The sequence below is a fragment of the Streptomyces sp. NBC_00690 genome, assembly GCF_036226685.1.
In the GTDB taxonomy this organism is placed as follows: domain Bacteria; phylum Actinomycetota; class Actinomycetes; order Streptomycetales; family Streptomycetaceae; genus Streptomyces.
Genome location: NZ_CP109009.1, coordinates 7,137,214 through 7,150,442 on the forward strand (window position 1 = coordinate 7,137,214; position 13,229 = coordinate 7,150,442).

Here is a 13,229-nt window from a genome sequence, read left to right on the forward strand (position 1 = left end):
CCCTCCGCACGTCACGGACGGAAGTCCGCACCGTCGGGAGGGATGTGTCGGTGGGGCAACCGCCATTGGCCGTCCCATGGGTTTCTGTTCACACCTCGGCGGGCTGACCGGCCTTCTGGCTCCGGCTTTCCACCCGCCGCACCGCGGACAGCAACCGGTCAGGGACGCGCAAGGCTCACAGGGGATGAGACAGCGGCCACCCCGCCCGCCGCGTCTCCGTCGACGTGGTTGCGATCGATGGTGTCGTACCACGGCACCCACCGCATGGCTCACCCGGCCTCTGCCTCCGGCAGCACCGACGGCATACCTTACGCGAACGGGGACCACTCACCCGAATCCATGACGCGCAATGTGCTCGGCAATTGGCGCCAAGTCGACTGTACGTAGGTGATGTTGATCCACTCGCCCCGAGCGTCGACCGTCCCGACGGGGGCGCAGGGGGCCGTACGGCGGCAGCACCACACCGCCGCGCGGGGCCACTTGGTGGAGGCTTCGACGGCGGTGACGCGCTCTAGCGGGCGGGTCCGGCTAGCACCTCGGCCAAGTCGTATCGCACCGGCTCCTCCAACTGCGCATAGGTGCAGTCCTCGGGAGTGCGGTCCGGGCGCCAGCGGCGGAACTGAGCCGTATGCCGGAATCGATCACCTTCCATGTGGTCGTACGCCACCTCCAACACCCGCTCGGGCCGTAGCGCGACCCATGAGAGGTCCTTCCGACCCGTCCATCGGCTCTGCGCCCCCGGCAGCCTCGCTCCCTCGTGGGCGCTCTCCCGTGCCCAGTCCGCCCAGGGATGTCCATCCACCGGATCCATCAGGAGGGGGGCCAACTCATCGATCAGTTCGGCGCGGCGCTTCATGGGGAACGCGGCGCAGACGCCGACGTGTTGGAGCGCACCGGTGTCGTCGTAGAGGCCGAGGAGGAGCGATCCGACGATCGGACCGCTCTTGTGGAGTCGGTATCCGGCCACGACAGTGTCGGCCGTCCGCTCGTGCTTGATCTTGAACATCAATCGGGCGTCCGGACGGTACGGCAGGTCGAGCGGTTTGGCGACCACGCCGTCGAGACCCGCTCCTTCGTATGTCTCGAACCACCGCTGTGCGAGGTCCCGATCGGTAGTGGCCGGGGCGAGATGGGTCGGCGGTCGCGCCCCGGCCAGTGCCGTCTCCAGTTGGGCGCGCCGCTCCACCAGGGGGGTTTCCAGGAGGGAATCGTCACCGAGGGCCAGCAGGTCGAAGGCGATGAAGCTTGCCGGGTCGCGTTCGGAGAGCATCCGCACCCGGGACTCGGCGGGGTGGATGCGCTCCGAGAGTCGGTCGAAGTCCAGTCGGCCCTGGTGGGCGATCACGATCTCCCCGTCGATGACGCAGCGAGGGGGGAGGGCATCGAGGAGGGTGGCCACCAGCTCGGGGAAGTAGCGCGTGAGCGGCTTTCCCGTGCGGGACCCGATGACCACCTCGTCACCGTCCCGATGGACGATGGCCCGGAAACCGTCCCATTTGGCCTCGTACTGCATTCCGGGCGGGATCTTCCGCACGGACTTGGCCAGCATGGGCTTGACGGGAGGCATGATCGGAAGATCCATGGACCGATTGTCCGGTATGCGAGTGATGTCGGCTCGCCCTACGCTGACCCACATGGCTGGAGCGGTGGAATTGGAAGTCGGAGAGCGGACCGTGCGCGTCTCCAACCCGGACAAAATCTATTTTCCAGGACCCGGCTACACCAAGCTCGACATGGTCCGCTACTACCTCGCCGTCGGTGGTGGCATCACCCGTGCCCTGCGCGACCGTCCCACGACCTTGGAGCGCTACCCCGACGGAGTGAACGGGGAATCGTTCTTTCAAAAGCGTGCCCCCAAGTACCTCCCGACCTGGATCCCCACCGCGCACATCACCTTCCCGAGCGGAAGGTCGGCCGACGAGATGTGCCCCACGGAGCCCGCGGCGGTCATCTGGGCGGCCAATCTGGGCGCGGTCACGTTCCATCCGTGGCCTGTGCGCCGTATGGACACCGACCACCCCGATGAATTGCGCATCGATCTCGATCCCCAGCCCGGAACCGACTACGCGGATGCGGTACGGGCGGCGCATGAGCTGCGGGCAGTTCTGGAGGATGTGGGTCTACGCGGATGGCCCAAGACATCCGGAGGCCGCGGCCTCCATGTCTTTGTACCGATCGAACCCCGATGGACCTTCACCCAGGTCAGAAGGGCGGCGATCGCCTGCGGGCGCCAGTTGGAGGGCCGGATGCCCGACCGCGTGACGATCAAATGGTGGAAGGAAGAGCGCGGCGAGCGCATCTTCGTCGACTACAACCAGACCGCCCGCGACCGCACGATCGCCTCTGCCTACTCCGTGCGCCCTCAACCCCATGCACCCGTCTCCGCGCCACTGCGCTGGGAGGAGATCGACGACGCGGTCCCCCAGGACTTCGACATCATGACCATGCCCACACGCTATGCCGAGCTCGGTGACGTTCACGCGGACATGGACGACCAGCGCTTTAGTCTGGAGCCGCTCCTTGAGGTGGCCCGCCGTGACGAGGCGGACCACGGACTCGGTGACCTTCCGTATCCGCCGGAATACCCGAAGATGCCCGGTGAACCGAAACGGGTGCAACCCAGCCGGGCCCGCGACACATCCGACTGAGGGCCGCCCCGCTCCCTTGTCGTTCGGGCCGGAGGCCGCGGTTGCCGGAGCCAAGATTGGCGGCCCCGACCCCGGTGGGGCAGTGCCAGGAACGAGGCCCAGCCCGGCCGGAGCCGGGTGGTCCCGGCCCCGTCGAAGCGAGGTCCACAGTGCCTACGGATGCGGGACCGGGCCATTCGGAGCAGACTCGAAGAGGGGACCGCGGGGGGTGTCCGCACGATCATTCAAGAGGAGCACACCCATGCTCACCACCGGTTTCGTCACAGGCTCCCCGAACTGGCTCGACCTTGGAACCCCTGACATCGAAGCGGCGAAGACCTTCTACGGGAGGCTCTTTGGCTGGACCTTCGCCTCGGCCGGACCCGAGGCGGGCGGCTACGGAATGTTCCAGTTGGGCGGCAAGACCGCGGCCGGCGGGATGATGGTCCCCCCGGAGCAGGGGCCGCCCGCCTGGAACGTCTACTTCCAGTCCCCGGACGCCGACGCCACCGCCGAAGCCGTTCGGCAGGGCGGCGGCACGGTGGCGGCCGAACCGATGGACGTGTTCGACCTGGGGCGCATGGCCGTCTTCGCGGACCCCGGTGGCGTCCCCTTCTCGATCTGGCAGCCAGGGAAGAACAAGGGCCTGGACCTCGTCGACAGTGTGGGCAGTCTGTGCTGGCTGGAGCTGTACGCAAAGGACCAGGACGCATCCCTCGCCTTCTACCAGGGCGTGTTCGGATGGGGTTCGTCGACCATGCCCTTCCCCGACGGCTCCGCCTCATATGTGATGCCCTATCCGGCAGGCACCGATCCGGATGCGATGTTCGCCGGCATCGTCCCGTTGGCCACCGACCCCACGGAGGTGGACGGCGCTTACTGGCTGCCCTACTTCCAGGTCGAGAACTGCGACGCAACCGTTGGGCAGGCCCACCAGTCGGGCGGTACCGTTCGCATGGCCCCGGTGGACATGGAAGGCGTCGGCCGCTTCGCCAAGCTCAGCGATCCCTTCGGGGCGAAGTTCGCCGTGATGCAGCCGGAACAGTCCACATCGTCGGCCTAGGCCAGAAGTGTCTCCCCGCTGCCCTCCGTTGATTGCTCGTTGATCGGTTGTTTATCGCACTGGGGAAACGTGGCCCCCATGCCGACGCCGATCAACACCCTCACCGACGACGCCCTCTCGTGGCAGGAGAGCGCACTGTGCGCACAGACGGGCCCCGACTTCTTCTTTCCCGCCCCCGGCTCATCGACCCGGGAAGCCAAACAACTGTGCCGAGCGTGTTCGGGAAGGTTGGAATGCCTGGAGTACGCACTCACCCACGATGAGAAGTTCGGTGTGTGGGGCGGGCTGTCGGAGAAGGAACGGCACCGGCTGAAGCAGGGCCGGAGCAGTCAGGGCTAGGTTGTCTCTTCGAGCCGTATGACGCTGCCCACGGGGGAACGGGGGCAGCCGGGGTGGGTGGTGCCGAGCGCACCGCCCACCCCGCTGGCAGTTCCGGGCCTGCCGCTGGGCACGTCCGTAGGAGATCTTCCGCGCTCGTCCGTCCGGTGGCCGCGAGGCGGCGTCTGCCGCTCGGACACGGTCTAAGAAGACATCTCATTTGGTGAGTCTGCGGTAGCAGATGAGGGTGCAGGCGATGCTGGTGAAGGCGAGGAAGTGGTCGGCTTTGCGTTCGTAGCGGCGGTGGAGGCGACGGCAGCCGGCGAGCCAGGCCATGGTGCGTTCGATGGTCCAGCGGTGGCGGCCCAGTCGCTGCGAGGACTCGATGCCCCTACGGGCTATGCGGTGCTTGATACCACGTCCGCGTAACCATCTCCGCAGGTGGGCATAGTCGTAGCCCTTGTCCGCGTGGAGCTTGCCGGGCCTACGCCGTCGGCGGCCGCGGCGCGACCGGATGGGCGGAATCCCGCGGACGAGGGGCTCAAGAGCCTGGCTGTCGTGCAGGTTCGCCCCCGAGATTCCGACAGAAAGGGGCAGACCGGTCCGCTCCGTGATCAAGTGAATCTTCGACCCGAACTTGCCCCGGTCAACAGGATTCGGACCCGTCAGGTCCCCCTTTTCAGGGCCCGCATGTTTACCGAGTCGATCGCACAGCGGGACCAGTCCAGTTCACCGCGAGCGCCGAGCTCGTCAAGGACCAGGCGGTGGAGCCTGGCCCACACCCGCGCCTTGCTCCACTCGGTGAACCGTCGGTGAGCTGTCGCCCCCGACGGCCCGAACGACGCCGTCGGCAACTGTTGCCAGGTGCAGCCCGACGTGGCCACGAACACGATCGCGGCGAGCACTTCCCGGTCACCGTGCCGGCGCCGACCACCACCCTGAGGCCGCGACGGCGCTTCCGGCACCACCCGTTGGAACAGTACCCACAACTCATCCGGCACCAGCCGCTCAACAATGCCCGCCACGACCGACAGCCTACCCAACGCACCAAATGAGATGGCGCCTAAGGCTGTTCGCGCACCATCCGGGCAACGAGATTCTCCGTGGCCTTCTGTATCTTCTCGTTCAGATGCTCGGGAGCGGTCAGGGCCAACGGCCAGTGGAACGTGCCCGCGACGAACACCAGGGCGCCGTTGCGGTACTCGGTGACGGCCGTGTGCTGAATCGCGGGCGCGGCCACAGTGCGCGGATCCTGGTACGGGGACTCGGCGAGCAGGGTCAAGCGGGACCCGACCGGGGTGGGGGCTGTGGGATCGAGACGGTCCGCCTCCACGCCCACCATGCCGGGCAACTCGTCCCCGTCGCGCACGCCGGTCCCGGCCCAGAGCCAGTGGCCGCTCTCCTTCACCACCAGGGGTACCGGCTTCGCCACGATCCCGTTGAACTGGATGCCCAGCAGGCCCTGTTCAGCTCGTCGCCGGCCTGGTTCGACCTCGCGCCAACGCGAGGTGCGGCCCGCCCGATCGGGCGCCGGGTCGGTCTTCGACTTGTAGCAGGCCATCGTTCGTGTGGTCGGTCTGGTTCCTGCGGTTCGTTCGTTTCGTCTGCTCGGCGAAGGTTTCAACCGGACATGGAAATAGACGTTGTTGGAAGTGAGGAAAGCGAGATGGGTTCCGGCGGCCACTGATTTCCGGGCCGAATCCAACATGTCGGCCGACCAGTACTCATCGTGCCCGGGGAAGAAGACCGCACGGTACTGGGTGGTGTCCACGCTTCCGTCATGGAGATCTAGGCTGCTGGCATACGTCACATCGAGTCCGGAGCGCTCCGCCCAGTCGATGAAACTGGTGTCGAGGTGAAACCAGCTGGGAATCCCCGCTCCGGAATAGGGGCGGTCGAAGGAGACCTCGTACGCCCTGCTATCGGCACCCCCGATCGTTCCGTCTGGCCGATAGCCCCGGTAGAGGTTCTTTCCGCTACGGCGGTCCTTGGGCCACATGTTGTACGCCTGATAGGTGGTGAAGGGCAGCACCACCAGAAGGTCGGATGCCCGCTCCGCCTCCCTGACGACAAACGGAGTGGCGGCCCGAAACCCGTCATCTGCGGTGAACACGGCCTGATAGAGACCGGACATCCAGCCGAACGGGATACGCAGGCTCCAAGAAGCCGGCCATTCGCAGGCGATGCTTCCCGTATCGGGATCCGCTTCGGGTGTTCTGTGGTGTTGGGCCCGGAGGACCGGGCTGGTCAGCCGTAGCCGGGCGCCCTTGCCCCCGTAGTGGCCCAGCCGGAAGATCGATATCCGAAAGGTCCGACTGCTGCGTGCCGACACATGGAAGTCGATGACATCGCCCTGGCCTATCGAAGTGGCGGACGCATATCCCTGGATCTGGCGTGCGCGGTCACTGGAGGTGAGCGGTGCCCGCGGATCGCTGAGCCATCGATCGGAGCCCGCGTGCCCGTTCTCCTCCCGAACGGACCGTGGGGGAAAAGAGACCTGGGGTTCAAAAGGGCGGTCGTTCGAAGACTCTTGGGCAAAGGGCTTCGGCGCACCGGGTGTCAGATCCTCGCGATAGCCGAAAGCGACCGCGGCCGTACTGACGCCCAGGAGACCCAAGAGCTTCAACATTGCACGACGTCTTGGAGCCACTGTCATACCCACCTCCAGAAAGCTTCTGTGAGGTAAGTGCGGTGGCGACTGCTCTGCGTTGCAGCGGCGGGGGATATCACCGGGGTGAAGGCCGCGCTCACTCCGTACGGGGGAGCGCGGTCACAGCGGTCCGCTCGATGCCGGCCAGGGAATGGGCCGGAGCGCTACGGGGAATTCGATCGGCACTCCGTGTGCACATCGTCGGCATCAGCGATCAGCGATCGTCGACAGGTGACAGGCGGCGGTCGCCGCCGGGGCCGGGCGCCGGTTCGCGCGGCACGATGTGCCCACCGGGTCCCGGCGCCCCTGCGGAGGTGATCCGGTCCTGAGGCCGCCGCACGGGCGGCCCATTTCTGGACCGCAGACTCAGCCGGCCGCCCGTGCGGCCATCCGTGCCTTGCGCGCGGCGAGCTTCGCGTCGAACTTGCTGGCCTCGGCGTCGAGCCCGCCCATGTAGAGCCCGAGTTCGTCCTGCGCCTGCTGTCCGCTCGGGCCGAGGCCCTGGATCTCCATGACCTTCAGGAAGCGCAGCACCGGCGCGAGCACATCGTCGTGGTGGATGCGCATGTTGTAGATCTCGCCGATCGCCATCTGGGCGGCGGCCCGCTCGAAGCCGGGCATACCGTGTCCGGGCATTCGGAAGTTGACTACGACATCGCGGACCGCCTCCATGGTCAGGTCCGGGGCGAGCTCGAAGGCCGCGCCCAGCAGATTGCGGTAGAAGACCATGTGGAGGTTCTCGTCCGTCGCGATGCGCGTGAGCATCCGATCGCAGATGGGGTCGCCCGACTGGTGGCCCGTGTTGCGGTGGGAGACCCGGGTGGCCAGCTCCTGGAAGGCCACGTACGCGACCGAGTGCAGCATCGAGTGCCGGTTGTCGGACTCGAAGCCCTCCGCCATGTGCGACATCCGGAACTCTTCCAGCTTGTCCGGGTCCACGGCGCGGGAGGTGAGCAGATAGTCGCGCATCACGATGCCGTGGCGACCCTCTTCTGCGGTCCAACGGTGCACCCAGGTGCCCCAGGCGCCGTCGCGACCGAAGAGGGAGGCGATCTCGTGGTGGTAGCTGGGGAGGTTGTCCTCGGTCAGCAGGTTCACCACGAGCGCGATACGGCCTATGTCGGTGACCTTCGACTGCCCGGGCTCCCAGGCTTCGCCGTCCTCGAAGATGCCAGGAAAGTTTCGGCCGTCGCTGAACGGGACGTACTCGTGGGGCATCCAGTCCTTGGCGACTTTAAGATGGCGGTTCAGCTCTTTCTCCACGACCTCCTCCAACGCGTACAGCAGTCGGGCGTCAGTCCACGCTTCCGAACTGCCGAGGTGGGGAGAGGTGATCGTCACGGATGCTCCTGGGGACGGGAGAGTTACCTACGGATTCGTAGGTTACGAGACCGTAGGTTAAGGGCGCGATAAGTGCACGTCCAAGCCCGCCCCCCGCCGCGTCGACTACGCAAGGTGATATATGCTGGTCAGCCGGCTAGTTTGCCAAATCGCGCAGCCGCACAGAGAGGCATGTCACGCAGCCTTCGAGCTTCTCGAACTCGCTGATGTCGACCGGAACCGGCTGGTAGCCAAGATCCGCGAGCAACTCCGCGGTCTTGGGCGCGCTCGCCGACATCAGGAGCCGGCCGCCGCCCAACAGGACGACCTGGGCGCCGGACTCCTCCGGCACCGGTAGATGGCGGGGGAAGGCGGACGGGACGTCGACGAGCGGTGCGTAGCCGATCACCGTGTCGTCCGGTAGTGCAGTCACGGCCGATTTTAGGTGGAGTACCCGGCTCACCGGTACGGGCACGATGCGCGCGCCGAGGGGTTCGAAGACCGCGCGTAACTGCTGGACCCCCGCCGCGTTGGTCCGCCCGCTCCGTCCTACGTAGAGCGTGTCGCCGATCTTGAGCACATCGCCGCCGTCGAGGGTGCCCGGCTCCCAGATCCAGTTCACCGAGCAGCCGAGGCGGGCCAGGGTCTGCTCGACGGTCGCTGTCTCCGCCCGGCGTGACTCGGCACCCGGACGGGTGATCAGTGCGACGTTGCGGAACATCACCACCGTGTCCTCGACGAAGACACCGTCAGGGAATTCGTCGATCGCTTCCGTCTCGACGGTCTCCCAGCCGTTCTCACGCAGCGCCTCGGCGTACATCTCCCACTGTAAGAGGGCGAGGTCGGCGTCGACGGAACTCCGTTCGACGTGGGTGACCAGTCCTTCCGCGAGGCGCGGGCTCGGTCGGCGGATCAGGGCTTTCCTGCTGGGCACGGGTGCGACTCCTGGGAACGGCGGGGCTTGGTCGCGGCCCATCATGGCCCGCCCCGCAGAAGCCGGTAACCCCCGTCCGGATCGCCCCCGCGCCCGTCCGCGTGAAGGTCGTGCGACGGTCCTCCGTACGGCGGTCGGCCTGCGCGATGCCGCTCTGAAGCCGTCCGACGGAACGATTCACCCTTCGCTCGGGTCGGGGCGGACGATCCGGATGGGGTTCGCGGCGGCGACGGCCTGCCGCGCGCCAGGCCGCTCGTAGCGCGGAAGCGTCTACTCCAGCCCCAGGTCACGGCGGAGGTACTCGGCGGTGAACGACTTGGGGTCCGCGAGCAGCCCTCGTGGCGTACCGGCGAAGACCACGGTGCCGCCGTGCTTACCGCCCTCCGGCCCCAGATCGATGATCCAGTCCGCTCGTTTCACCACGTCCATATGGTGCTCGACGCAGATCACCGAGTTTCCCGCGTCCACCAGTCGATCCAGCAAAGAGACGAGCACAGCCACGTCGGCCCGATGGAGTCCGGTGGTCGGCTCGTCCAGCACATACACACTTCCCGTACGGTGAAGTTGAGTGGCGAGCTTGAGACGCTGCCGTTCGCCGCCCGACAGCGAGCTCAGTGGCTGCCCCAGGGTCAGATAGGTCAGCCCCACCTCGTTCAAGGTGTGCAGCTTGCGCAGGAGCGTGGGGTCCTCGAAGAAGTCGATGCCCTGGGCCGCGGTCATCTCCAGTACGTCGACGATGGACAGGCCCTTCACCCGGTGCTCCGTCACGGCCGAGTGGAAGCGCCGACCCTCGCAGTCGGGGCAGGTCAGCGTCACCGGGTCCATGAAGGCGAGGTCGGTGTGGATGACCCCGCGCCCTGAGCAGGCGGCGCACGCCCCCTCGGAGTTGAAGCTGAAGAGGCCGGGAGACACGCCGTTGGCCCGCGCGAACACCGCGCGGATGGTGTCCATGAGCCCGAGGAACGAGGCCGGTGTCGACCGGGAAGAGGCCGTGATCGCGCCCTGGTCGATCACCACGGCTTCGGGATGGGCCGCGGTGAACACCTGCGACACCAGGGTGGACTTGCCCGAGCCGGCGACCCCCGTCACCGCCGTCAGGACCCCGGTCGGGAACCGTACGTCGACGTCCTGGAGGTTGTGCAGGGCGGCACCGGTCAACGGCAGCCAGCCGGTGGGGGTGCGTGATGACTCCTTGACCTCCAGCGGACTGCGCAGGGCCCGGCCCGTGGGCGTGTCCGCGGTGCGCAGCCCCGCGACCGAACCCTGGTAGACCACATGACCACCGTGCCGACCGGCACCGGGGCCCATGTCGACGACATGGTCGGCGATGGTGATCACATCCGGGTCGTGCTCGACCACCAACACCGTGTTGCCCCGATCGCGCAGCCGGACCAGCAAATCGTTCAGTCGGCTCACATCGCGGGCGTGCAGACCCGCGCTGGGCTCGTCGAAGATGAAGGTGAGTCCGGTGAGCGAGCTCCCCAGATGCCGGATCATCTTCAGCCGCTGCCCTTCACCGCCGGAGAGGGTGGTGGTCTCCCGGCCGAGCGAGAGATAGCCCAAACCGATTCCCACCAGGCGCTCCAACTTCTCCCGGGCCGCGTCTGCGATGACGGAGGCCACCGGATCGTCGATCCGACCGAGTACCCCCACGAGGTCGGCGACCTCCATCGAGGCCCAGTCCGCGATGTTGAGACCGTCAATGCGACTGGAGAGTGCCGCTTTGTTGAGCCGCGCACCGTCGCAGGTGTGGCACCGGCTCTGGGTCACGAACCGGGCTGCCGCCTCCCTCCGCTTGACGGACAGGCCGGCGGTGTCCCGTTTGAGGAAGAGCCTGGTGAAACGGCCGACCACGCCTTCGAAGCGCATCTGGACCGAACCCGATTCGAACTGCACCGGCACGGTGGTGTCCATTCCGTGGAGGAGTAGTTCACGCTCGTCGTCGGTGTAGTCGCCCAGGGGCTTGTCGGGGTCGAAGTGGCCCGACTCGGCGTAGAGCTTCCATTCCCAACTGCCCACGGACAGGCCCGGGAGCAGCAGCGCTCCGCCCCGCAGCGATGCCGACCAGTCGATGGCGCGGTCGAGATCGAGGCCCACGGTGCTGCCCACACCGTCGCACTCCGGGCACATCCCGGACGGATCGTTGAAGGAGTACGCGGTCGCGGCCCCCGCACTCGGCCTGCCGTGGCGGGAGAACAGGACGCGCAGCACCGAGTAGATATCGGTCATCGTGCCCACCGTGGAGCGCACATTGCCGCCGATGGGTTTCTGGTCGACGACGATCGCCACCGACAGCTCATCGATCGCGTCTGCCTGCGGGCGCTCGTACTTCGGCAGCCGGTTCCGCAGGAACGAGGTGAAGGTCTCGTTCAGTTGGCGTTGTGATTCGACGGCGATGGTGTCGAAGACCAGGGAGGACTTCCCCGACCCCGAGACTCCGGTGAAGACCGTGATCCGGTTCTTGGGGAGGGCGAGGGAGACGTCTCGGAGGTTGTTCTCACGGGCGCCGGTGATGACGATGTTCTCGGGCATACCGATGACGCTAGCCAGGAATCCAGACACCCTCTGTCTGGATTCCTGGCCGTTGGGCAACGAGTCACAGGCAGCGCCGATGGACCACGGCTGCCCGGAGCATCGGACTACCGGGGCATGTCCAACCGTCCCTCCCGTACGTCCTCCACAGTGATGTCATGGAGCCCTCCGTCCAACAGGAGCCAGCGCGTGACACCGATGGACTCCAGGAACGGCACATCGTGACTGGCCACGATCAGCGCCCCTTCGTAGGCGTCCAGTGCCGCGGTCAACCTGCGCACACTGGCCATGTCGAGATTGTTGGTTGGCTCGTCGAGCATCAACAGCTGTGGTGCGGGTTCCGCGAGGAGCAGTGCGGCGAGCGTCGCCCGGAAACGCTCCCCGCCCGAGAGGGTCCCCGCGAGCTGGTCCGCCCGCGCGCCACGGAACAGGAAGCGCGCGAGCTGCGCCCGGATTCGGTTGTTGGTCGCGGCCGGGGCGAATCGTGCCACGTTCTCCACGACGGTCAGTTCATCGACGAGGACGTCGAGCCGTTGCGGAAGGAAGCGCAGGGGGACCTCCGTGTCCGCCTGGCCCGAGACCGGTTCCACCTCGCCCGCGATCGTGCGCAGCAACGTGGTCTTGCCCGCGCCGTTGCGACCCACCAGGGCGACCCGCTCGGGACCACGCAACTCGAACTCGCCCTGGAACGGAGCTCCATAGCGCAGCTCCAACTCCGTGAGCCGCAGTACCCCCCGACCCGGATGGACCTGGGTGTAGGGGAGCTCGATGCGGATCTCATCGTCGTCCCGGACCGCTTCCACGGCTTCGTCGAGCCGTTCCTTGGCCTCCGCCAGCTTTCCGGCGTGCATGATCTGGTGCTTGCCCGCGCTCACCTGCGCCGACCGTTTGCGCTCGCCCATCACGATCTTGGGTTCGCGCTTGGTGTCGTACATCTTCTGGCCGTAGCGCTTGCGGCGGGTCAGCTTCACCTGGGCCGCCGCCAACTCGCGCTTCTGCCGCTGGACGTCCGCCTCCGCGACCCGGACCATGCGCTCGGCCGCCTCCTGCTGTGTCGCGAGCGCCTCCTCGTACGCGGAGTAGTTCCCTCCGTACCAGGCGACCTCCCCTTCGCGCAGGTCGGCGATCTGGTCCACCCGTTCCAGGAGTTCGCGATCGTGGCTGACCACCACCATCACACCGGACCAGGAGTCCACGGTGTCGTACAACCGCCGTCGCGCATGGAGGTCCAGGTTGTTCGTCGGTTCGTCGAGCAGCAGGACGGCGGGTCGAGCCAGTGTCAGTGCGGCGAGGCGCAACAACACGCCCTCCCCGCCCGACACCTCGCCGAGCGTACGGTCGAGTCCGATGCGGCCGAGGCCGAGTTGGTCGAGCGTCGCACGGGCCCGCTCCTCGATGTCCCAGTCGTCCCCCACCGTGGTGAAGTTCTCCTCGCTCGCTTCACCCGCCTCGATGGCGTGCAGCGCATTGCGTTTCGCCGCGATGCCCAGGACGTCGTCGACGCGCAGCGCCGTGTCGAGCACCACGTTCTGCGGGAGGTAGCCGACCTCGCCCATCGTGCGGACCGTGCCCTCAGTGGGGGTGAGGTCCGCGGCGATCAGTTTGAGCAGGGTCGACTTCCCCGAACCGTTGAGCCCGATGAGCCCGGTGCGGCCCGGGCCGACCGAAAGGTGGAAGTCGTCGAAGACCGCCGTTCCGTCCGGCCAGGCGAAGGAGAGGGCGGAGCAGGTGATGAATGTGGGGGCAGTAGACATGGAGCCTCCGGGTTGCTTGGTTCGTACAAGG

At 67.0% G+C, this 13,229-nt stretch carries 10 protein-coding genes; 3 read left to right on the forward strand and 7 right to left on the reverse strand.

Annotated elements, in window-relative coordinates:
• Positions 1–511: 511 nt before the first annotated feature.
• The gene (locus tag OID54_RS31100; protein ID WP_329024967.1) at positions 512–1,582 is read right to left on the reverse strand and encodes an ATP-dependent DNA ligase; all 1,071 of its coding nucleotides are present in this window, start codon (positions 1,580–1,582) and stop codon (positions 512–514) included.
• Positions 1,583–1,634: 52 nt separating this feature from the next.
• On the opposite strand from OID54_RS31100, the gene ligD reads away from it, so the two are divergent.
• The 3 genes from ligD to OID54_RS31115 all read left to right on the forward strand — a co-directional run bounded on the left by ligD (position 1,635) and on the right by OID54_RS31115 (position 4,029).
• Positions 1,635–2,648 carry a non-homologous end-joining DNA ligase gene (ligD, locus tag OID54_RS31105; RefSeq protein ID WP_329024968.1) on the forward strand — a complete coding sequence of 338 codons (1,014 nt, stop codon included), beginning with the start codon at positions 1,635–1,637 and terminating at the stop codon, positions 2,646–2,648.
• A 241-nt stretch (positions 2,649–2,889) separates the two neighbouring features.
• Positions 2,890–3,690 carry a VOC family protein gene (locus OID54_RS31110; protein WP_329024970.1) on the forward strand — a complete coding sequence of 267 codons (801 nt, stop codon included), beginning with the start codon at positions 2,890–2,892 and terminating at the stop codon, positions 3,688–3,690.
• A 78-nt stretch (positions 3,691–3,768) separates the two neighbouring features.
• Positions 3,769–4,029 carry a WhiB family transcriptional regulator gene (locus OID54_RS31115; RefSeq protein ID WP_329024972.1) on the forward strand — a complete coding sequence of 87 codons (261 nt, stop codon included), beginning with the start codon at positions 3,769–3,771 and terminating at the stop codon, positions 4,027–4,029.
• A gap of 195 nt (positions 4,030–4,224) precedes the next feature.
• On the opposite strand, the gene OID54_RS31120 is transcribed toward OID54_RS31115, so the two are convergent.
• The 6 genes from OID54_RS31120 to OID54_RS31145 all read right to left on the reverse strand — a co-directional run bounded on the left by OID54_RS31120 (position 4,225) and on the right by OID54_RS31145 (position 13,198).
• A protein-coding gene (locus OID54_RS31120; protein WP_443055747.1) for an IS5 family transposase occupies positions 4,225–5,024 on the reverse strand; the annotation gives its coding sequence in 2 pieces (ribosomal slippage) (positions 4,225–4,676 and positions 4,676–5,024; 801 coding nt in all).
• A gap of 47 nt (positions 5,025–5,071) precedes the next feature.
• Complete coding sequence (locus tag OID54_RS31125) at positions 5,072–6,637, reverse strand: N,N-dimethylformamidase beta subunit family domain-containing protein (protein WP_329024974.1); 1,566 nt, start codon at positions 6,635–6,637, stop codon at positions 5,072–5,074.
• A gap of 387 nt (positions 6,638–7,024) precedes the next feature.
• Positions 7,025–7,999 (reverse strand): acyl-ACP desaturase, encoded by a 975-nt coding sequence (locus OID54_RS31130; protein WP_329024976.1) that lies wholly within the window; start codon positions 7,997–7,999, stop codon positions 7,025–7,027.
• Between the two features lie 136 nt (positions 8,000–8,135).
• Positions 8,136–8,912 carry a dimethylargininase gene (gene ddaH / locus OID54_RS31135; protein ID WP_329024978.1) on the reverse strand — a complete coding sequence of 259 codons (777 nt, stop codon included), beginning with the start codon at positions 8,910–8,912 and terminating at the stop codon, positions 8,136–8,138.
• Positions 8,913–9,182: 270 nt separating this feature from the next.
• Positions 9,183–11,444, reverse strand: a complete 2,262-nt coding sequence (locus OID54_RS31140; protein ID WP_329024979.1) for an excinuclease ABC subunit UvrA — start codon at positions 11,442–11,444, stop codon at positions 9,183–9,185.
• 107 nt (positions 11,445–11,551) lie between these two features.
• Positions 11,552–13,198, reverse strand: a complete 1,647-nt coding sequence (locus OID54_RS31145) for an ABC-F family ATP-binding cassette domain-containing protein (RefSeq protein WP_329024980.1) — start codon at positions 13,196–13,198, stop codon at positions 11,552–11,554.
• Positions 13,199–13,229 lie beyond the last annotated feature (31 nt).